Here is a 19,037-nt window from a genome sequence, read left to right as displayed (position 1 = left end):
AGAAGCAGGCTTATGAAATCGCTGTCCGACGTAAAGTTCTCGACCCTCGACCTGGTGCCCGTACGCGCCAACGGCAGCCCGGCGCAGTCGCTGCGCAATTCCCTGGACCTGGCCCAGCATGTGGAGAAGTTCGGCTACCACCGTTTCTGGGTAGCTGAGCACCACAATATGGACGGCATCGCCAGTTCGGCCACCTCGGTACTGCTCGGTTACCTGGCAGGCGGCACCTCGACCATTCGCGTGGGGTCTGGCGGGGTGATGTTGCCAAACCACGCGCCACTGGTGATCGCCGAGCAGTTCGGTACGCTGGAAAGCCTCTACCCCGGTCGTATTGACCTGGGCCTGGGGCGCGCGCCCGGTTCCGACCAGATGACCGCCCGCGCCCTGCGCCGTGAACGCTCCGGCAGTGCCGATGACTTCCCCGAAGATGTGGCCGAGCTGATGGCCTACCTCGGCCCGCGTACGCCCGACCAACGGGTTATCGCGGTACCGGGCACCGGCACCAATGTGCCGGTGTGGCTGCTGGGTTCAAGCCTGTTCAGCGCACAATTGGCCGGTGAGCGTGGCTTGCCTTACGCCTTCGCCTCCCATTTCGCACCGCGCTTGATGCATGAGGCAATTCGCGTGTATCGCAATCACTTCAAGCCTTCAGCCGTACTGGACAAGCCCTACGTGATGCTCGGCATTCCGCTGGTGGCGGCCGACACCGATGAGCAGGCCGATTACCTGGCCACCTCGGTGTACCAGCGCATCCTCGCGTTGATGCGCGGCCAGAGCCTGGTGCAGCGCCCTCCAGTAAAAACCATGGACGGCCTGTGGTTGCCCCATGAAAAAGATGCGGTCGGTAGCTTCCTCGGCTTGGCCATGGTGGGCAGCCCGGCGAAGATTCGCGGCAAGTTGGAGGTGTTGATCGAGCAGACCGGTGCCGATGAGCTGATTTTTACCAGTGACCTGTATGAGCACGCAGACCGGATTCATTCCTACGAGCTGCTTGCACAAGTGATGAAGGGCTGAATGGTAAAACGATAGACCTGTGGCGAGGGAGCTTGCTCCCGCTGGAGTGCGCAGCGCTCCCATTTTTTTGGGGCCGCTACGCAGCCCAGCGGGAGCAAGCTCCCTCGCCACAGGTGCGTCGCTTATACAGCACGGGGTTAGCCGCGCTTGTAGGCAATTTCCTTGGTGCCACCTTCGCAGGTGCCAACTACCGTGTGGTCACTTGGCGTAGCACCTTTGTCCACCACTTCCAGCGAATACCCCGAAGCGCCGTTGGCGTCGATTTTCGCTGCGATTTCGCTTTTCAGCTCTTCACAAGGCTTGCCCGCCGCCATAGCGGTACCCGCAATGCTCAACAACCCTACCGCTAACAGAAACTTCTTCATCCGTTACTTTCCTTGCGCTGATCAAAAAGAGCGTGCCGACGCTCATCGCGTCGGCACCCGTTGTTTGTAGCGCAGGTTATGGCAATCGGCCAGCGGGCAAAGTTCAACTCTGCCGATCAACTACTGGCAATGCGGAATCCCACTTTGAGCGTGACCTGGAAGTGCGCAGCCTTGCCATCTTTGATGTGACCACGGGTTTCGGTCACCTCAAACCACTCCAGATGCTTGATGCTTTTGTTGGCTTCAGCCAGGGCATTGTTGATCGCGTCTTCGATGCTGGTGGTGGAAGAGCCTACCAGTTCGACTTTCTTGTACGTGTGATGATCACTCATGGCGTTTCTCCTTTAGGTCGTCAATCAAGACTAGCAGCGAATGTGCGTACTGCTTCAGGCGACCGTTGGGAGGCGAAAGTTCAGAATTACTGCACTTTCTGGAACCGGCGCAGTCGGTATCTACACACGCCACTCAATCACTTCAGGAGATGTCCACATGGCCAACACTTCTTTACGCAAAGCGTCGCTGGAAAGCATGGAAGCCGAGATTTCGAGCCTGCTCAAATCGCTGGAGAGCCTCAAGGACGACGCGTCCGATGAGTCGCGCAAAACGCTGAAGGCCTTGAAAAGCAATGCCGAGAACGCCCTCAAGCACTCTCGCCACCTGATCAGCGACGCCTACGAAGAAAGCAAAGTCAAAATCCGCGAAACCAGCGCTGCCACTCGTGACTACGCACAAGAGCACCCCTGGACGACCGCCGGTGTCGCCGTTGGCGCGCTGGGCCTGCTGGCGGCTTATCTGCTGTGCAAACGCGGTGACTGATTGACCGGTTACATCGGTTGACGCAACAGCTCAGCCTTGAGCCATTGCGCCAACTGCCCGGCGCGCCCGTCTGCGGCGCGCTTGGGTAGCCACAACGCCAGGTGCGCCGGGGTTTCACTGAACCCCCAAGGCGCCACCAGGCGACCCGCTCGCAGGTCCTCTGCCACCAGCGGTTCTGGCGCAATTGCCACTCCCAAGCCGGCAACCGCCGCTTCCAGCAGATAATACAAATGCTCAAACCCCTGGCCGAGTTTCAGCGCGCCGGGCTCTAGGCCGTGTTGCCGTGCCCAACTGGGCCAGGCTTGCGGACGTGAGGTGGTGTGAAGCAAGGGTTGCTCCAGCAGATCCGACGCTGGGGCCTGACGCAGTTGTTCAAAACCGGCGAAGCGGGGGCTCAAGACCGGGCCGATGCGCTCGCTGGCCAGCTCATACACCTGCATATCCGCCGGCCACGGCGGCTCAGCGAATACCAGCAAGGCATCCAGCCCCGGGCGGCGCGGGTCCAGATCGCCTTCGCCTGCCGACAGGTGCAAGCGTAAATCCGGCAAGTCAGCATTCAACCGCCCCAGCCGAGGGATAAACCAACGCGCCAGCAAACTGCCTGAACAACCAAGAACGAAGGGCGCGTCAGCGCCGCGTTGGGTGAGTTCGGCGCACACGTCGCGCAAACGCTCGAAAGCCTCGCTGCTGGCATCTCGTAGCCTGACGCCAGCATCTGTGAGTTTAAGGCCGCGCCCATCCTTGATGAACAGGCTCACGCCCAAGTGCTCCTCCAGCACTTTCAACTGGCGGCTGACCGCACCATGGGTCACGTGCAATAGCTCCGCAGCCTGGCTGACGCTGTTAAGGCGAGCGGTGGCTTCAAAAGCGCGCAGGGCGTTGAGGGGAGGAAGGTCGCGGCTCATCTGTGAGTTTTCCTGACAGGTTGCGGCGATCTTATCGGTTTTCAGGTCAGAGCGTCACGAGTAGAGTGACCGTCATTGCCTTTAAACACATTTTTCCTGGAGCGTCCCATGACTCAGTCCCAGACCGATCTACGCAACGGCCCTGACGCCAACGGCCTGTTTGGTGCGTTCGGCGGCCGCTACGTCGCTGAAACCCTGATGCCGTTGATTCTCGACCTGGCCCGTGAATACGAAGCGGCGAAGGTAGATCCGGCGTTTAATGAAGAATTGGCCTACTTTCAGCGCGATTATGTCGGGCGCCCAAGCCCGCTGTATTTTGCCGAACGCCTGACCGAGTTCTGCGGCGGCGCCAAGATCTACCTCAAGCGCGAAGAGCTCAACCACACCGGCGCGCACAAGATCAACAACTGCATCGGCCAGATCCTGCTGGCCCGGCGCATGGGCAAGAAACGCATCATCGCCGAGACCGGCGCCGGCATGCACGGCGTGGCCACCGCAACCGTGGCAGCGCGCTTTGGCCTGCAATGCGTGATCTACATGGGCACCACCGACATCGAGCGCCAGCAGGCCAACGTGTTCCGCATGAAGCTGCTGGGCGCCGAGGTCATCCCCGTGGTCGCCGGCACCGGCACCCTCAAAGACGCCATGAACGAAGCCCTGCGCGACTGGGTAACCAATGTCGACAGCACCTTCTACCTGATCGGTACCGTGGCCGGGCCACACCCATACCCGGCGATGGTGCGCGACTTCCAGGCCGTGATCGGCAAGGAGACCCGCACCCAGTTGCAAGCCCAGGAAGGCCGCCTGCCGAACAGCCTGGTGGCGTGCATCGGCGGCGGTTCCAACGCCATGGGCCTGTTCCACCCATTCCTGGATGACACCAGCGTCGAGATCATCGGTGTTGAAGCCGCAGGCCATGGCATCGAAACCGGCAAGCACGCTGCCAGCCTCAACGGCGGCGTACCGGGCGTGCTGCACGGCAACCGCACCTTCCTGCTGCAGGACGACGACGGTCAGATCATCGACGCCCACTCGATTTCCGCAGGCCTGGACTACCCCGGAATCGGCCCGGAACACGCCTGGTTGCATGACATCGGCCGCGTCCAGTACACCTCGGTGACTGACGATGAAGCCCTGCAAGCCTTCCACAAATGCTGCCGCCTGGAAGGGATCATTCCGGCACTGGAAAGCGCCCACGCCCTCGCTGAAGTATTCAAGCGCGCGCCAAACTTGCCCAAAGATCACCTGATGGTGGTCAACCTCTCGGGCCGTGGCGACAAAGACATGCAGACCGTGATGCACCATATGGAACAGTCCAAGCAGGAGAAACACTGATGAGCCGCCTGCAAACCCGCTTTGCGCAACTTAAAGAACAAAATCGCGCCGCCCTGGTGACCTTCGTCACCGCTGGCGACCCCGGCTATGACACCTCGCTGGCGATCCTCAAGGGCTTGCCGGCCGCCGGCGCCGATGTGATCGAGCTGGGCATGCCCTTCACCGACCCGATGGCCGATGGCCCGGCCATCCAGCTGGCCAATATCCGCGCACTGGGCGCCAAGCAGAACTTGTTGAAAACCCTGCAGATGGTTCGCGAGTTCCGCCAGGACAACGACGACACGCCGCTGGTGTTGATGGGCTATTTCAACCCGATCCACAAATACGGCGTGTCGCAGTTCATTGCCGATGCCAAGGCAGCTGGCGTCGACGGCCTGATCGTGGTGGACATGCCCCCCGAGCATAACGGCGAGCTGTGCGACCCGGCCCAGGCCGCAGGTATCGACTTTATCCGCCTGACCACGCCGACTACCGATGACGTGCGCCTGCCTACTGTGCTCAATGGCAGCTCCGGGTTTGTGTATTACGTGTCGGTCGCCGGTGTCACCGGGGCGGGTGCCGCCACCCTGGAACACGTCGAAGAAGCCGTGGCCCGTCTGCGCCGCCATACCGACCTGCCGATCAGCATCGGCTTTGGTATCCGCACACCCGACCAGGCAGCGGCCATCGCACGCTTGGCGGACGGGGTGGTAGTGGGTTCGGCGCTGATCGATCATATCGCCACGGCCAAGAACGACCAGCAAGCCATTGATGGCGTGCTGACCCTGTGCGCAGCGCTGTCGGAAGGTGTGCGCAACGCACGCAAGTAAGTTGCACGGCGCGACGACCGCAGCTTATACGCTAGGCTTCAAAGGAGGTGGGCATGTCGCCCACCTCCTTTTTTAATGCACTTCGTGCCCTTTGCCGTCTAACCACCTTCGCAAGCCCCGCAGTCCTTGCCCCTCGGTCGTTAAGTTAGCCGCATCAGAAGTCATTCTTGGCTCTTAGGAGTACATCATGGCATTTGATCTCGTCACCGTTTCAGACCGTCGTCACTCAACCCTGCAAAAGGGTTTCAATCTGCGCTGGCCCTTTGGCAATGTGCAGGGCCAGTCTTCGCCCAATGGCGCCAACCTGATTTACCTTTGCCGCAGCCCGCAAGACATCATGGACGCCGCCGCCCAGGCCTTGGCCCTGCCCAATGGACGCATCACCGTACGCAGCGGCGGTCATTGCTACGAAGGGTTTGTCGCCAACAAGATGCCAGACAGCCCGAATGAGGTGCTGTCGATCCTGGATATCAGCGCGCTGAACCGAGTGATCTACGATGCCAGCGGCCAGATCGGTTCCGAGCTGCGCCCCACGCAGCCCTTTCGCTACCGCTTTCGCCTGGAGGCCGGCGGCCAGAACTGGGACGCCTATGGCGCTTTGTACAAGCTGGCGAACAAAACCTTGCCCGGCGGCTCATGCTATAGCGTGGGCCTGGGCGGACACATTTGCGGTGGCGGCTATGGGCTGCTGTCGCGCAAGTATGGACTGGTGTGTGACTGGCTCAGCGGGGTCGATATCCTGGTGCCTGACAGCCAAGGCAAAGGGCTAGAACCGCGCCATGTCAGCAGGGACAGCACCCAACAGGACGAATTGGACCTGTTCGCCGCGTGCTGCGGTGCGGGGGGTGGTCAATTCGGCATTATCACCAGCTATTACTTCAAGGACCTGCCACCGGCCCCCAAAGAAGTACTGTGGCTGGTGTTGGAATGGGATTGGTCAGCACTGACCCAGGATGCACTTAACAATCTGCTGGTGGCTTACCAGAGATGGTTCGCCAGTCATCAGAGCAACCCGGACACCTGGGGCCTGGCGACCAAACTGGAAATGCGCCACGAGCACACAGGCAATATCACCTTGGGTATCCATTATGTGGACAAGGAGGGTGAGCTGAACGACCGTGCGCCCTTCGATGATTTTGTCGACAAGATGCTCACGGCCGTCGGCTTACCTGCCACCGAGTCGCTGGTGCCGTTTCATGTGGTCCATTTGCCGCCCGGCACAGCCGGCGGGCGCCCCATCGACTCAGTCTCATCCGCCCAGGCTGCGGCGCGGCGCCTGGACTGGCTGGTGTGCCAGCAAACATTGAATGGTTCGGGAGACAATCAGCGTGGGCGCTATAAATCGGCCTATCAGAAAGGTGAGTTCAGCCCCCAAGTGCTACAGGCCATCTGGACTACCCTGACCTGGCCGGACCCTGACAACCACCTGACACAAAGCCTGATCCAGATTCAGTCCTTCGGCGGCCAGATCAACGCCGCCAGCGCGCCCGTGCGCAAGGAGTCGTCGGCCGCCCAGCGTTCGTCCTTCCTCAAGTGGCAACCCCAGTGTTACTGGCACGACGACAGCGCGGCCGCGGATCAAGCCCATGCCGACTGGATCCGAGGGCTGTACGTCAATGCGTTTGCCGATGCGCAAGGCGTACCGCTCAACAATGCGTTCGAAGGCTGCTACATCAATTACCCCGACCTCGACATGACCTACACAGGCGGTAATCCGGCCAACGGCAAAAACCCCCAGTGGTACAAAATCTTCTTTCCCGATCTGATGATCGAAAGCCGCTTGCGCCGTACCAAGCAGCGCTGGGACCCGCACAATATATTTCGCAACGAGATGTCGGTGCAGTAGAACGAAAAAAGGGCGACCCGAAGGTCGCCCTTTTTACAGCTCGATCCGCTCGACTTTGCCGACCAGCAATATGTAGGAAAGCGCGCCGAGCAGCGCCAGGACCGCAATGTAGGTAATGGCCGGCGCAAATGACGAGCCACTGGCCAGAAAGCCAATCACGATAGGCGTGGCAATTGCCGCCAGGTTGCCGATGAAGTTGAACACCCCGCCGGTCAGCCCCAACAGACGGGCAGGCGCCAAGGTCGACACCAGCGACCAGGTGATCGACGCCAGGCCATTGCCGAAAAACGCCACCGCCAGAAACGCGATGACCCACCCCGTCGAGTCCACATAGTTGGCCCCGATGATCGCCGTGGAAATCAGCAGCCCACTGATGATCGGCAACTTGCGCGCAAAGCCCACCGATGCCCCACGGCGAATCAGCCAATCGGAAAACACCCCAGAACACAGCACGCCCACAAACGCGGCCAGGAACGGCAAGGAGGCCAGCAAGCCAGACTGGATAAAGTCCATGCCGCGATATTTCACCAGGTACGTCGGGAACCAGGTCAGGAAGAACCACAGCGTGGAGTTCAGGCAAAACTGGCCCAGGTAGATGCCCCACAGCTTGCGTTTGCTCAGCACGATGCCGAGGTCGGTCCAGCTGAAGGGTGCCTTGACGGTTTTAGCCTGCATGTCCACCAGCCCGCCACCGTCGCGGATCAGTTGGATTTCGGCTTCGTTGGCGCCTTTGAAATCTTTGGGCTCGCGGTACACCGCGTACCAGATCGCGGCCCACAGGATGCCGACGCCACCGGTCACCACAAACACCATGTGCCAACCGTACTGGTGCTGCAGCCACGCCAGTACCGGAGTGAGGAACGCCAGGCCGACGAATTGCCCGGAGGTATAGACGCCGATAGCCGTGGCGCGCTCGCGCTCGGGAAACCAGGTGGTGACCACACGGCTGTTGATGGGATAGGCCGGCGCCTCCAACGCGCCCACGGCCATGCGCAGCACGAACAGCGCGATAAAGCTGGCGGCGAAACCGAGCATCACGGTGGCAATCGACCACAGCAGCAGGGCGGCCGTGTAGAGAATGCGCGGCGGCACCCGGTCTACCAGCCAGCCACCCGGGATTTGCATGGCGGCGTAGGTCCAGCCGAAGGCAGAAAAAATCAGCCCGACTTGCACCGGATCGATCCCCAGCTCGCTGGTCAGCGCGGGCGCGGCAATCGATAGGTTGCTACGGTCGAGGTAGTTGATGACCACGGTGATGAACAGCAGCACCATGATGAAAAAGCGCTTTCTGCTAGGCGTGACTAAAGAAGCCTGCCCGGTGAGGGATTCAGGGTGCATGGGGGTGCCTCTTTTTATATTTGTTGAGGAAGGAACGCGCTCAATGTGGGAGCTGGCTTGCCTGCTCCCACATTTTTTGGCGCGTTTCAATCAGGTGGAAATCACCACTCGGCAAAACTGCCATCGGCATGGCGCCAGATCGGATTGCGCCAGCGATGGCCGATGGCCGCGCGCTCAACCACATACTCCTCGTTGATCTCAATGCCCAGACCTGGGCCGTTGGGGATCTTCACAAAGCCCTGGTCATAGTCGAATACGCCTGGATCACGCACATAGTCGAGCAGATCGTTGCTTTCGTTGTAGTGAATACCCAGGCTCTGCTCCTGGATAAACGCGTTGTAGCAAACCGCATCCAGCTGCAGGCATGCCGCCAAGGCAATCGGGCCCAGCGGACAGTGCAGGGCCAGGGCCACGTCGTAGGCTTCTGCCATGTTGGCGATCTTGCGGGTTTCGGTGATACCACCTGCGTGGGAGGCGTCCGGCTGGATGATGTCGACGTAGCCTTCGCTGAGCACCCGCTTGAAATCCCAGCGCGAGAACAGGCGCTCACCCAAGGCGATCGGCGTACTGGTCAGCGGGGCCAGTTCTTTCAGCGCCTCGTAGTTTTCGCTGAGCACCGGCTCTTCAATGAACATCAGTTTGTACGGGTCGAGCTCTTTCATCAGCACCTTGGCCATCGGCTTGTGCACGCGGCCATGGAAGTCGACGCCAATACCCACGTTAGGGCCGACCGCATCGCGCACAGCAGCGACGTTGGCCAGGGCCAGGTCGACTTTTTCGAAGCTGTCGACAAACTGCAATTCTTCGGTGCCATTCATTTTCACGGCTGTGAAGCCACGGGCCACCGCCTCTTTGGCGGCACGGGCAGTATCGGCGGGGCGGTCACCGCCGATCCATGAGTACACACGGATCTTGTCACGCACCTGGCCGCCCAGCAGATCGCTGACCGATACACCGAGGGCCTTGCCCTTGATGTCCCACAACGCCTGGTCGATGCCGGCGAGGGCGCTCATGTGCACCGCGCCACCTCGGTAGAAGCCGCCGCGATAGAGCACGGTCCAGATATCTTCGATATTGCGTGGGTCTTTGCCGATCAGGTAGTCGGACAGTTCTTCGACAGCGGCAGCCACCGTGTGAGCGCGGCCCTCGACCACAGGCTCACCCCAGCCGGTCACACCCTGGTCGGTTTCGACCTTGAGGAAGCACCAGCGCGGCGGAACGATAAAGGTCGTCAGTTTGGTGATTTTCATCTCTTGTCTCTCTTATAGATGCAGCGCCTGTGGGCGCGGAATATGCTCTCAGCTCAGGGCTTTCCAGGCGGCGACATAAGCCTGGGCACGGCTCGCAACCTGATCCACTGTCATGCCCGGCTTGAACAGCCCGGAACCCAATCCGAAGCCCTTGGCGCCGGCGTCGGTAAACACCTGCATGTTGTCCGGGGTAATGCCGCCCACCGGCAGCAGCAACGTGCCCGCCGGCAATACCGCCAGCCATGCCTTGATCACTGAAGGGCCCATCTGCTCGGCCGGGAACAGCTTCAACACATCGGCGCCTTCGGCCAGTGCGGCAAAGGCTTCGGTAGGCGTGGCTACCCCAGGCGACAAGTACAGGCCCGCCGCTTTGGCGGCACGCAGCACCTTGGCATCGCTGTGGGGCATGACGATCACCTGGCCTCCGGCCGCCTTGACCTGTTCGACCTGCTCAGGCGTCAACACCGTGCCGGCACCGATCAGGCAATCGGCGGGCAAGCTGTCGCGCAGGGTACGGATACTGGTGTAGGGGTCTGGCGAGTTGAGCGGCACTTCGATCACGCGAAAACCCGCGTCGTACAGCACCTGGCCGACCGCCTGGGCTTCGTCGGGGCGTAGGCCGCGCAGGATGGCGATCAAACCGTTTTGTGCGAGTGCTTGCTTGAGCATGTCAGGCCTCCAGTACAGGTCGAATGAGCCCGGCGGCTTGCGCCAGTTGCCACAGGCCACGCTCGGTGGCTTCTTGCGCCAGGCTGACGTGGGCAAATCCGCAATGGGCGAGGGCGCGTTGATAGCGGGCGCAAAGTGCAGCAGCGCCGACCAGGATGATCGGCTGATGTTTGGCCGAATCTGGCAAGCCGGCGAGCTCATGGCCGATGAGCAGGCCAGACAGGTAATCGAGTTGCTGGTCGGGCGCCAGCTGCGCAGTGAGCCCAAGGGTACGGGCACTGAACAGGGTTGAAAGCACGCCACGCTGGCCATCGTTGGACAGCGCCACGCGCACGCCTTGATCAAACGCCTCGGCCTGGAACTGCTCGCTCGCTTGTTGGGTACGCCCCAGGATGCTGTGCTTGCTCAACACCGCAAACACTTCGCCAGTCATGAAGGTATCGAAATGGGTAATGCGGCCTTCCACCACCTCGACCCACTTGGAATGGCTGCCGGGCAGGCCGATCAACACCTGGGGCCCAAGCCCTTGCAGTACGCCGAGCACTTGGGTTTCTTCGCCACGCATGACATTGGGCAGACCCACTTGCTCGATCACCCCCGGCACGATATGCACCTGCACCCCACGCAGGCTGCGTATGCCATGCAATGCCTGGCCGAGACTGGCGACATCCACGGGCGTGCTGCGATAGGCCGCCTCGCTCCAACCCTGTGCGCTGCCGACCATGCCGCAAGCGATTACCGGCAGCCCGGGCTGGGCATCAAGCCAATCGCCACAGGCGCTATCGAACGCCAGTTCAAAGCCGTCAGTGCATAGCACACCGGCTATTTCCCGGGGCTCTGTGGGCAAATGCATGATGCCCCAGGCTTGAGAGCGCTGTTCCAGCACAACGCCCGCGGGGCCGAGTTTGTAAGCACGAAGGGAGCTGGTCCCCCAATCGAGCGCGATCAATTGCGCCTGCATCGCTTCACCTGAAATGAGTGGGTGCTGAAAAAAGCAGATGGGCGAATATAAACCTAGGGAGCGGAATATCTCAATATATAAATATCAATCCCATATAATGAGACAATACAAGATAAATCCTACAAACATTCTTGTTTTTACTTAGGGAAGGCCGCGGATTTATCGGGTAAGGAAGGTTAAAAAATCGACAAGTCCAGCTCGCGCATCGCGCCCATCCAGATGGCGTAATCGGTGTGGTCCTTGAGGTCGTCACCGGTTTCAGGGTGCAGGAACACCACCAGACCATTGCGATGCAGCGCCAGCCACGGCAACACCACACCGATATATTCCGGCTCGAACGCCAGCTGGCAACTCCAATCCGGGTGCGGGCCCACGGGCCGCTCGTGCACACGGCCCATGCGCAGCGGGAACAACTTGGCGGCGTCCTCACAGAGCGTGCGCGCCTGCTCAATCGTGCTGGCGTCGAAATAGATATGGGCGTGGTAGCCCTTGATACGTTGCATGACTGACTCCGGTTCCACTGTGGGCCGATCCTAGACCGCAATCGACGGCAGGGCCAGCCCGGTCAACGAGTGCGCACTGTTGGCCTGTTCCGCCACAAGCCACTCGACAAAGCGGTCCACCAACTGTCCGCGGCGTTTGCGCTGGGGTTGCACCACGTAATAGCCCAAGCGCGAGATCACCGTGGAGCTGATCGGCCGGCACAGCCAATTCTGCTCCAGCAGGTTATCCACCAGGTGGCGCCAGCCGATGGCGACGCCCTGGCCGGCAATCGCGGCCTGGATCAGCAAGGTGTAGTTGTCGAAGCGCAATTGCCCCGGGGTCGGCGCAGCCGTGATACCCAGTTCGCGGAACACGCCGTTCCAGTCAAACCATTGGCTGTTGTTTTCCTGGCGCAGGTGCAGCAACGGGCAGTCTTGCAAGGTCTGCACCGTCAGGGGCGCGACCTGCTCCTTGAGCCACTGTGGGCTGCACACCGGGAACACTTCCTCATTGAACAACCACAGGCTCTCGCCCTGCTTGAAACGGCCATCGCCGAACAGCACCGCCACATCAATATCGCTGCGCAGGGTGGCCGGGTTGCGCTCACTGGTGACCAGGCTGACATCCACCTGCGGGTTGGCCTGGTGAAAACGATGCAGGCGTGGCATCAGCCAATAGGCGGCGAAGGCAAAGTCGGTGGCGACTTGCAGCACTTCATGCTGGCTTTGTTGAGTGATGGCGCCGAGCCCCTGGTTGATGTTCTGCAGGCCGCCTTGCACATGCTCGAACAGCAGGGCACCGGCGTCAGTCAGTTCGATGCCGCGGTAAATGCGATCAAACAGGCGGATCGCCAGTTGCTCTTCAAGGCGTTTGATTTGCTGGCTGACCGCCGGTTGGGTGGTGCCCAGCTCCATCGCGGCCGCGGTGAAACTGCGATGACGCGCCGCTGCCTCAAAGGCGCGCAGCAAATCGAGAGAGAGGTCACCCAGCGCTTCATACATAAGCTCAACTTATCCTAGTCATTGCTGCTCATGGGCTTTACCCCATAATTCATGGGCCGCATGCTCATTGGCATAAACACTGCCTATGGAATGCCGAGAAACCATGAAGCGCAAGAACATTCTTTTCATCATGGCCGATCAGATGGCCGCGCCGATGCTGCCGTTCTACGGGCCTTCCCCGATCAAGCTGCCCAACCTCAGCCGCCTGGCGGCACAAGGCGTGGTGTTCGACGCCGCCTATTGCAACAGCCCGCTGTGCGCACCGTCGCGCTTCACCTTGGTCAGCGGCCAGTTGCCGAGCAAGATCGGCGCCTACGACAACGCCGCCGATTTCCCCGCCGATGTGCCGACCTATGCCCACTACTTGCGCCGCCTCGGCTACCGCACCGCGCTGTCGGGCAAGATGCACTTCTGCGGCCCCGACCAGTTGCACGGCTATGAGGAGCGCCTGACCAGCGACATCTATCCCGCCGACTACGGCTGGGCAGTGAACTGGGATGAGCCAGACGTACGACCTACCTGGTATCACAACATGTCCTCGGTGCTGCAAGCCGGACCGTGCGTGCGCACCAACCAGCTGGATTTCGACGAAGAGGTGGTGTTCAAAGCCCAGCAATATCTGTTCGACCATATCCGTGAGGAAGGTGACCAGCCGTTTTGCCTGACGGTGTCGATGACCCATCCCCACGACCCTTACACCATTCCCAAGCCGTTCTGGGACTTGTACGCAGACACCGACATCCCAATGCCCGCGACGCCGCCCCAGGCCGACCTCGACCCGCATTCCCAGCGGCTGCTCAAGGTTTATGACTTGTGGGACAAACCGCTGCCTGTGGATAAGATCCGCGACGCCCGCCGCGCCTACTTCGGTGCGTGCAGCTACATCGACAGCAACGTCGGCAAGCTGCTGCAGACCCTGGAAGAGACCGGCCTGGCCGACGACACCCTGATCATTTTCTCTGGCGACCACGGCGACATGCTTGGCGAGCGCGGCCTCTGGTACAAAATGCACTGGTTTGAAATGGCCGCCCGCGTGCCGCTGCTGATCAGTGCGCCGGGGCAGTTCGCCGCTGGCCGCGTCACCCAGGCCGTGTCGACCGCCGACTTGTTGCCGACCCTGGTGGAATTGGCCGGCGGGGAACTGGACCCGCACTTGCCGCTGGACGGCCGCTCACTGGTCCCGCACTTGCAGGGGCAGGGCGGGCATGACGAAGTGTTTGGCGAATACATGGCCGAAGGCACCGTCAGCCCATTGATGATGATTCGCCGGGGCGCCTACAAATTCATCTACAGCGAGGACGATCCTTGCCTATTGTTCGATGTGCACAACGACCCGAGCGAGCAGGAAAACCTCAGCCAGTCAGCTGAACATCGGCCATTGTTCGAGGCGTTCTTGCGTGAAGCGCGGGCTAAATGGGATATCCCGGCGATCCATCAACAGGTGCTCGCCAGCCAACGCCGTCGCCGACTGGTGTTTGAAGCGCTGACCCATGGCAAGCTCAAGAGCTGGGATCACCAGCCACTGGTAGACGCCAGTCAGCAGTACATGCGCAACCATATCGACCTTGATGACCTGGAGCGCAAAGCACGTTTTCCACAACCCTGCCAAAACCAATAAGTAGACGGAGGGAAGGCCATGCAAAAGTTGACCGTGGTACTGAGTTTGGTGATGCTCAGCAGCGCCCAGGTGTACGCAGACACCCGCTGCGAAACGGTAAAGATGGCCGACCCAGGCTGGAGCGATATTGCCGCCACCAACGCTATTACCAGTTTCCTGCTGACGGGCATGGGCTATCAACCCAAGGTCGACACCCTGGCGGTGCCGATTACCTTCGGCGGGCTCAAGGACGGCCAGGTGGATGTCTTCCTCGGCAACTGGATGCCGGCGCAGCAAGGCTTCTACGACAAGTTCGTGGCCAATGGCGATGTGGTGCAACTGGCGAAGAACCTGGAGGGCACCGAGTTCACCCTCGCCGTGCCGGACTATGTGTGGGACGCCGGGGTGCATGACTTTGCCGACCTGAATAAATTTGCCGACAAGTTCGACAAAAAGATCTACGGCATTGGCTCCGGCGCGCCAGCCAATATCTCGCTGCAGGAGATCATCAAGAAGAATGATTTCGACCTTGGGCAGTGGAAGCTGATCGAGTCAAGCGAACAGGCGATGCTCGCAGAGGTCTCGCGAGCGGTGAAAAAACAGCGTTTTATCACCTTTCTCGGCTGGACCCCGCACCCGATGAACGTGCAACTGAAAATGCGCTACCTCAAGGGCGGCGAGCAGTACTTTGGTGCCTCCGGCAGCGTCTATACCTTGACCCGCAAGGGTTACGCACAAGCGTGCCCCAATATCGGAAAACTGCTGACCAACCTGAGTTTTACCCAGCCCATGGAGAACAGCATCATGGCTGACGTGGCCAACAACAAGGTCAGCAATGCGCAGGCGGCGAAGGCGTGGATCAAGGCCAACCCGGCAGTGTTGGACCAGTGGTTGGAGGGCGTGAAAACCCTGGATGGCCAGGAGGCGTTGCCAGCGGTAAAAGCCAAGCTCTGACGTTAAAATCGGACGCAGAGCGTCCTGAGCAGCATTCCCACGCAGAGCGGGGGAACAATCACTCTGACGCTTGCCGGCGACCCTGTGGGAGCTGGCTTGCCTGCGATAGCATCACCCCGGTATGCCTGTCACACCGAGGCGCCAGCATCGCAGGCAAGCCAGCTCCCACAAGTACCCATGCATTGATACTCTTGCCAAAACCCTTTACCCGAGCCTGCGATGCCCCGGCCCAACCGCCATACACTTTTGCCCTTCCTGCGCTGGCTGCCGCGCCAAACCCGCGCCAGCGTCGGCCGGGATGCCATCGTCGGCCTCAGCGGCGCTGTGCTTGCGCTGCCGCAGTCGATTGCCTACGCACTGATCGCCGGTCTCCCTCCCGAATACGGGCTCTACGCCGCCATCATCCCGGTATTGATCGCCTGCCTGTGGGGCTCGTCCTGGCACCTGATCTGCGGGCCCACGGCCGCCATCTCCATCGTGCTTTACGCCAGCATCAGCCCATTGGCCGTGCCAGGCTCCCAGGACTACATCACCCTCATCCTGTTGCTGACCTTCCTCGCCGGGGTGTTCCAGTGGTTGCTCGGCCTGCTGCGCTTCGGCGCGTTGGTGAACTTTGTCTCCCATTCGGTGGTGCTGGGATTCACCCTGGGCGCCGCCGTAGTGATCGCCTTGGGGCAACTGCCCAACCTGCTCGGCTTGGATTTACCGAGCCAGGCCACGGCTATCAATGGCCTGCTGGCGCTGATCGACCACCGTGGCGAGTGGGACCACGCGTCCCTGGCCCTGGGGCTGGGTACGTTGCTGGCAGGTATGCTGCTCAAGTACCTGGTGCCACGCTGGCCGACACTGTTGATCGCCTTGGTGTTGGGCAGCGTGGCGGCATGGCTGTGGCCGGCGATGTTCGGGCATGTGGCACGGGTCAGTTCGTTTATTGGCAAACTGCCGCCGTTCAGCCCGTTGCCGATGGATCTGGATCTGGTGCTGCGCCTGCTGCCCAGTGCCGTGGCGGTGGGGATGTTGGGGTTGGTGACCAGCCTGTCGATTGCCCGTTCGCTGTCCGCCCGCTCGCAACAACTGCTCGACGCCAACCAGGAAGTACGCGCCCAGGGTTTATCCAACATCGTGGGCGGATTTTTTTCCGGCTACCTGTCAGCCGGATCGTTCACCCGCTCGGGCCTCAGTTATGAGGCGGGTGCCTGTTCGCCATTGGCGGGGGTGTTTTCGGCGCTGTGGGTGGCGTTATTTGCGTTATTTGGCGCAGCGTTGATTGCGCATATTCCGATCCCGAGCATGGCGGCGAGTATCCTGCTGATCTGCTGGGGCCTGGTGGACCACCGCGGCATTCGTGCGCTGTTCCGGGTCAGCCGCGCCGAATTTGTGGTGATGAGCCTGACCTGTGTCGCCACCTTGTTGTTGGAGCTGCAAACGGCGATCTATGCCGGGGTACTGGCGTCGCTGTTTTTCTACCTCAAGCGCACCTCGCAGCCACGGGTGCAACACTGGCGCGACGGTGAAGCGGATGTGTTGCGGGTGGGCGGCTCGATCTTTTTTGGCGCCAGCCATTACCTGCAAGTGCGCCTGCAACGTCTGCAGGGTGAGCGGGTGGTGATCGAGGCGCAGCAGATAAACTTTATCGACTATTCCGGGGTGGAGATGCTGCACCAGGAGGCGCGGCGGTTGGCGGGGTTGGGCCGTAGCTTGACGTTGCGTGGGGCCAGGCCGCAGGTGGTCGAGGAATTGATGAAGCTGGAGGGGTCGGATAACTGCCCCCTCCATTTCGAAGACTAAACCCGATCAACTGTGGGAGCTGGCTTGCCTACGATAGCGGTGGATCAGCCAGCACATGGGTAACTGACCTATTGCTATCGCAGGCAAGCCAGCTCCCACATTAAGTGTGCCCACATCAGCGTGTGGGATCAGGCCAATTGCCGGCGCAGTTCGGCCAGTACGGGCGCCGAATCCGGACGCACACCGCGCCACAGCAAGAAGGCTTCCGCCGCTTGTTCCACCAGCATGCCCAGGCCATCCATCGCCACCGCCGCGCCTTGCTCGCTCGCCCAGCGGCAGAATGCGGTGGGTTCCTTGGCGTACATCATGTCGTAGCAGAAGGTCTTGCCCGGCTCGATCAGGCTGCCGGCAATCGGCGGTACATCGCCTGACAGGCTGGCCGACGTGGCATTGATGATCACATCCACCGGCTCACGCAACCAGTCGAAACCACTGGCAGACACCGGGCCCAGGTCATCGAACAGCTCAGCCAGTCGCTCGGCCTTTTCCACGGTGCGGTTGGCGATGATCAACGACGAGGGTTGCTGCGCCAGCAACGGCTCCAGCGCACCGCGTACCGCGCCACCGGCGCCCAACAACAGGATGCGTTTGCCTTGCAGGCTCAGCCCGGCATTGACCGTCAAGTCGCGCACCAGTCCCGCGCCGTCGGTGTTGTCGCCCAACAACGTGCCGTCAGCCAATTTGCTCAAAGTGTTTACGGCGCCGGCGCGCTGCGCCCGTTCGGTCAGGGTATTGGCCAAGCGATAGGCCTCTTCCTTGAACGGCACGGTCACGTTGGCGCCACGGCCGTGTTGGAAGAACTCACGGGCACAGGCGGTGAAGTCCTCCAACGGCGCGAGCATCGTGCTGTAGTGCAGTTGTTCGCCGGTCTGGGCAGCGAACAGACGATGAATCAGCGGCGATTTGCTATGGCCGATGGGGTTGCCGAACACAACATAACGGTCCATCACACCGCCGCCTTGGGCGCGGCAACGCCGAGCCAGTCACGGTCTTGCAGGAAGTAGTCGGTGAGGCGCGCCTCTTCGCTGCCGGCTTCGGCCTTCCAGTCGTAGCTCCAGCGTACCTGAGGTGGCAGCGACATCAGGATCGACTCCGTACGCCCGCCCGATTGCAGACCGAACAGGGTGCCACGGTCATAGACCAGGTTGAACTCAACGTAGCGGCCCCGGCGGAACTCCTGGAACTGGCGTTGTTGCTCGGTGTACGCCATGGCCTTGCGACGCTGCACAATCGGCAGGTAGGCATCGATGTAGGCATCGCCGATGGCGCGGATGAAGGCGAAGCAGGTGTCAAAGCCCCACTCGTTCAAGTCATCGAAGAACAGGCCACCGATGCCACGGGGCTCGTTGCGGTGCTTGATGTGGAAGTAGGTGTCACACCAGGCCTTGTAGCGTGAGTACACGTCCGGGCCAAACGGTGCACAGGCCTTCTCGGCCACGCGGTGCCAATGAATGCAGTCTTCTTCATTGCCGTAATACGGGGTGAGATCGAAGCCACCACCGAACCACCACACCGGTTCTTCGCCTTCTTTTTCAGCGATGAAAAACCGCACATTGGCGTGGGAAGTCGGTACATGCGGGTTATGCGGATGGATCACCAGCGACACACCCAGGGCCTCAAACCCACGGCCCGCCAGTTCAGGGCGATGGGCACTGGCAGACGGTGGCAGACCGCTGCCAAACACGTGGGAAAAGTTGACACCGCCTTTTTCGATCACCGAACCGTTTTCCATCACACGGGTACGACCGCCACCGCCGGCTGGCCGGGTCCAGGCGTCTTCGATAAAGCGAGTGTCCGTCTCGAAGGTTTCCAGGGCGCTGCAAATGCGGTCTTGCAGGTCAAGCAGGTAGGCTTTAACGGCCTCGGTGCGGGTAGTCATGGCATCACCTTGAATCGGGCAAAGCTA

19 protein-coding genes are annotated in these 19,037 nt (G+C 61.0%); 8 read left to right on the top strand and 11 right to left on the bottom strand.

Annotation, left to right across the window (positions count from 1 at the left end; translation table 11 throughout):
- Positions 1–12 precede the first annotated feature (12 nt).
- A complete protein-coding gene (locus GIW79_RS09285; RefSeq protein ID WP_034129211.1) occupies positions 13–1,014 on the top strand; it encodes an LLM class flavin-dependent oxidoreductase in 1,002 nt (333 codons plus the stop codon).
- Between the two features lie 137 nt (positions 1,015–1,151).
- On the opposite strand, the gene GIW79_RS09280 is transcribed toward GIW79_RS09285, so the two are convergent.
- Both GIW79_RS09280 and GIW79_RS09275 read right to left on the bottom strand, forming a co-directional pair.
- Positions 1,152–1,379 (bottom strand): DUF1161 domain-containing protein, encoded by a 228-nt coding sequence (locus tag GIW79_RS09280; protein ID WP_198715748.1) that lies wholly within the window; start codon positions 1,377–1,379, stop codon positions 1,152–1,154.
- A 116-nt stretch (positions 1,380–1,495) separates the two neighbouring features.
- A complete protein-coding gene (locus GIW79_RS09275) occupies positions 1,496–1,711 on the bottom strand; it encodes a dodecin (RefSeq protein ID WP_005783406.1) in 216 nt (71 codons plus the stop codon).
- Between the two features lie 157 nt (positions 1,712–1,868).
- Between GIW79_RS09275 and GIW79_RS09270 the strand changes: the two genes are divergently transcribed.
- A complete protein-coding gene (locus GIW79_RS09270) occupies positions 1,869–2,195 on the top strand; it encodes a DUF883 family protein (RefSeq protein ID WP_003187304.1) in 327 nt (108 codons plus the stop codon).
- 8 nt (positions 2,196–2,203) lie between these two features.
- Here GIW79_RS09270 and GIW79_RS09265 read toward each other — a convergent pair whose 3' ends face one another.
- Positions 2,204–3,100 carry a LysR family transcriptional regulator gene (locus GIW79_RS09265; protein ID WP_054897253.1) on the bottom strand — a complete coding sequence of 299 codons (897 nt, stop codon included), beginning with the start codon at positions 3,098–3,100 and terminating at the stop codon, positions 2,204–2,206.
- Positions 3,101–3,208: 108 nt separating this feature from the next.
- On the opposite strand from GIW79_RS09265, the gene trpB reads away from it, so the two are divergent.
- The 3 genes from trpB to GIW79_RS09250 all read left to right on the top strand — a co-directional run bounded on the left by trpB (position 3,209) and on the right by GIW79_RS09250 (position 7,090).
- Entirely contained in the window at positions 3,209–4,435 is a 1,227-nt protein-coding gene (trpB, locus tag GIW79_RS09260) for a tryptophan synthase subunit beta (RefSeq protein WP_236453019.1), read from the top strand.
- A complete protein-coding gene (gene trpA, locus GIW79_RS09255; RefSeq protein ID WP_236453023.1) occupies positions 4,435–5,244 on the top strand; it encodes a tryptophan synthase subunit alpha in 810 nt (269 codons plus the stop codon). Before trpB ends, trpA begins: the two co-directional genes overlap by 1 nt.
- 187 nt (positions 5,245–5,431) lie before the next feature.
- Positions 5,432–7,090, top strand: coding sequence for an FAD-dependent oxidoreductase (locus tag GIW79_RS09250; RefSeq protein ID WP_236453028.1), 1,659 nt, complete (start codon positions 5,432–5,434; stop codon positions 7,088–7,090).
- Positions 7,091–7,123: 33 nt separating this feature from the next.
- Here GIW79_RS09250 and GIW79_RS09245 read toward each other — a convergent pair whose 3' ends face one another.
- The 6 genes from GIW79_RS09245 to GIW79_RS09220 form a co-directional block, all read right to left on the bottom strand.
- Positions 7,124–8,428, bottom strand: a complete 1,305-nt coding sequence (locus GIW79_RS09245) for an MFS transporter (RefSeq protein WP_032894350.1) — start codon at positions 8,426–8,428, stop codon at positions 7,124–7,126.
- A gap of 101 nt (positions 8,429–8,529) precedes the next feature.
- Positions 8,530–9,678, bottom strand: coding sequence for a galactonate dehydratase (dgoD, locus tag GIW79_RS09240; protein WP_003187297.1), 1,149 nt, complete (start codon positions 9,676–9,678; stop codon positions 8,530–8,532).
- 48 nt (positions 9,679–9,726) lie between these two features.
- Positions 9,727–10,347 (bottom strand): 2-dehydro-3-deoxy-6-phosphogalactonate aldolase, encoded by a 621-nt coding sequence (locus GIW79_RS09235; protein WP_057975191.1) that lies wholly within the window; start codon positions 10,345–10,347, stop codon positions 9,727–9,729.
- A 1-nt stretch (position 10,348) separates the two neighbouring features.
- Positions 10,349–11,308, bottom strand: coding sequence for a 2-dehydro-3-deoxygalactonokinase (locus GIW79_RS09230; protein ID WP_236453030.1), 960 nt, complete (start codon positions 11,306–11,308; stop codon positions 10,349–10,351).
- A gap of 176 nt (positions 11,309–11,484) precedes the next feature.
- Positions 11,485–11,811 (bottom strand): DOPA 4,5-dioxygenase family protein, encoded by a 327-nt coding sequence (locus GIW79_RS09225; RefSeq protein ID WP_014716300.1) that lies wholly within the window; start codon positions 11,809–11,811, stop codon positions 11,485–11,487.
- 30 nt (positions 11,812–11,841) lie between these two features.
- Entirely contained in the window at positions 11,842–12,792 is a 951-nt protein-coding gene (locus GIW79_RS09220) for a choline sulfate utilization transcriptional regulator (protein WP_034129203.1), read from the bottom strand.
- 103 nt (positions 12,793–12,895) lie between these two features.
- Here GIW79_RS09220 and betC point away from each other — a divergent pair, with 103 nt between their 5' ends.
- The 3 genes from betC to GIW79_RS09205 all read left to right on the top strand — a co-directional run bounded on the left by betC (position 12,896) and on the right by GIW79_RS09205 (position 17,131).
- Positions 12,896–14,410, top strand: a complete 1,515-nt coding sequence (gene betC, locus GIW79_RS09215) for a choline-sulfatase (protein ID WP_236453033.1) — start codon at positions 12,896–12,898, stop codon at positions 14,408–14,410.
- An 18-nt stretch (positions 14,411–14,428) separates the two neighbouring features.
- Entirely contained in the window at positions 14,429–15,343 is a 915-nt protein-coding gene (gene choX / locus GIW79_RS09210) for a choline ABC transporter substrate-binding protein (RefSeq protein ID WP_089041574.1), read from the top strand.
- Between the two features lie 219 nt (positions 15,344–15,562).
- Positions 15,563–17,131 carry a SulP family inorganic anion transporter gene (locus GIW79_RS09205; protein WP_236453035.1) on the top strand — a complete coding sequence of 523 codons (1,569 nt, stop codon included), beginning with the start codon at positions 15,563–15,565 and terminating at the stop codon, positions 17,129–17,131.
- A 128-nt stretch (positions 17,132–17,259) separates the two neighbouring features.
- On the opposite strand, the gene aroE is transcribed toward GIW79_RS09205, so the two are convergent.
- Both aroE and hemF read right to left on the bottom strand, forming a co-directional pair.
- Positions 17,260–18,078, bottom strand: coding sequence for a shikimate dehydrogenase (aroE, locus tag GIW79_RS09200; RefSeq protein ID WP_057975195.1), 819 nt, complete (start codon positions 18,076–18,078; stop codon positions 17,260–17,262).
- A complete protein-coding gene (gene hemF / locus GIW79_RS09195) occupies positions 18,078–19,010 on the bottom strand; it encodes an oxygen-dependent coproporphyrinogen oxidase (protein ID WP_054898863.1) in 933 nt (310 codons plus the stop codon). The genes aroE and hemF overlap by 1 nt, the downstream gene beginning before the upstream one ends.
- Between the last annotated feature and the right edge of the window lie 27 nt (positions 19,011–19,037).

The organism is Pseudomonas sp. PA-7-1E, from assembly GCF_021605325.1.
GTDB classification, from domain to species: domain Bacteria; phylum Pseudomonadota; class Gammaproteobacteria; order Pseudomonadales; family Pseudomonadaceae; genus Aquipseudomonas; species Aquipseudomonas fluorescens_BV.
The sequence above is the reverse complement of the archived record's forward strand: the minus strand, read 5'-3'. Positions and strand labels throughout refer to the sequence as shown.

Bases quoted from the DNA above. Each gene is read 5' to 3' on its own strand.
- GIW79_RS09285 (WP_034129211.1), top strand. From the start codon at position 13: ATGAAATCGCTGTCCGACGTAAAGTTCTCGACCCTCGACCTGGTGCCC.
- GIW79_RS09280 (WP_198715748.1), bottom strand. From the start codon at position 1,379: ATGAAGAAGTTTCTGTTAGCGGTAGGGTTGTTGAGCATTGCGGGTACC.
- GIW79_RS09275 (WP_005783406.1), bottom strand. From the start codon at position 1,711: ATGAGTGATCATCACACGTACAAGAAAGTCGAACTGGTAGGCTCTTCC.
- GIW79_RS09270 (WP_003187304.1), top strand. From the start codon at position 1,869: ATGGCCAACACTTCTTTACGCAAAGCGTCGCTGGAAAGCATGGAAGCC.
- GIW79_RS09265 (WP_054897253.1), bottom strand. From the start codon at position 3,100: ATGAGCCGCGACCTTCCTCCCCTCAACGCCCTGCGCGCTTTTGAAGCC.
- trpB (WP_236453019.1), top strand. From the start codon at position 3,209: ATGACTCAGTCCCAGACCGATCTACGCAACGGCCCTGACGCCAACGGC.
- trpA (WP_236453023.1), top strand. From the start codon at position 4,435: ATGAGCCGCCTGCAAACCCGCTTTGCGCAACTTAAAGAACAAAATCGC.
- GIW79_RS09250 (WP_236453028.1), top strand. From the start codon at position 5,432: ATGGCATTTGATCTCGTCACCGTTTCAGACCGTCGTCACTCAACCCTG.
- GIW79_RS09245 (WP_032894350.1), bottom strand. From the start codon at position 8,428: ATGCACCCTGAATCCCTCACCGGGCAGGCTTCTTTAGTCACGCCTAGC.
- dgoD (WP_003187297.1), bottom strand. From the start codon at position 9,678: ATGAAAATCACCAAACTGACGACCTTTATCGTTCCGCCGCGCTGGTGC.
- GIW79_RS09235 (WP_057975191.1), bottom strand. From the start codon at position 10,347: ATGCTCAAGCAAGCACTCGCACAAAACGGTTTGATCGCCATCCTGCGC.
- GIW79_RS09230 (WP_236453030.1), bottom strand. From the start codon at position 11,308: ATGCAGGCGCAATTGATCGCGCTCGATTGGGGGACCAGCTCCCTTCGT.
- GIW79_RS09225 (WP_014716300.1), bottom strand. From the start codon at position 11,811: ATGCAACGTATCAAGGGCTACCACGCCCATATCTATTTCGACGCCAGC.
- GIW79_RS09220 (WP_034129203.1), bottom strand. From the start codon at position 12,792: ATGTATGAAGCGCTGGGTGACCTCTCTCTCGATTTGCTGCGCGCCTTT.
- betC (WP_236453033.1), top strand. From the start codon at position 12,896: ATGAAGCGCAAGAACATTCTTTTCATCATGGCCGATCAGATGGCCGCG.
- choX (WP_089041574.1), top strand. From the start codon at position 14,429: ATGCAAAAGTTGACCGTGGTACTGAGTTTGGTGATGCTCAGCAGCGCC.
- GIW79_RS09205 (WP_236453035.1), top strand. From the start codon at position 15,563: ATGCCCCGGCCCAACCGCCATACACTTTTGCCCTTCCTGCGCTGGCTG.
- aroE (WP_057975195.1), bottom strand. From the start codon at position 18,078: ATGGACCGTTATGTTGTGTTCGGCAACCCCATCGGCCATAGCAAATCG.
- hemF (WP_054898863.1), bottom strand. From the start codon at position 19,010: ATGACTACCCGCACCGAGGCCGTTAAAGCCTACCTGCTTGACCTGCAA.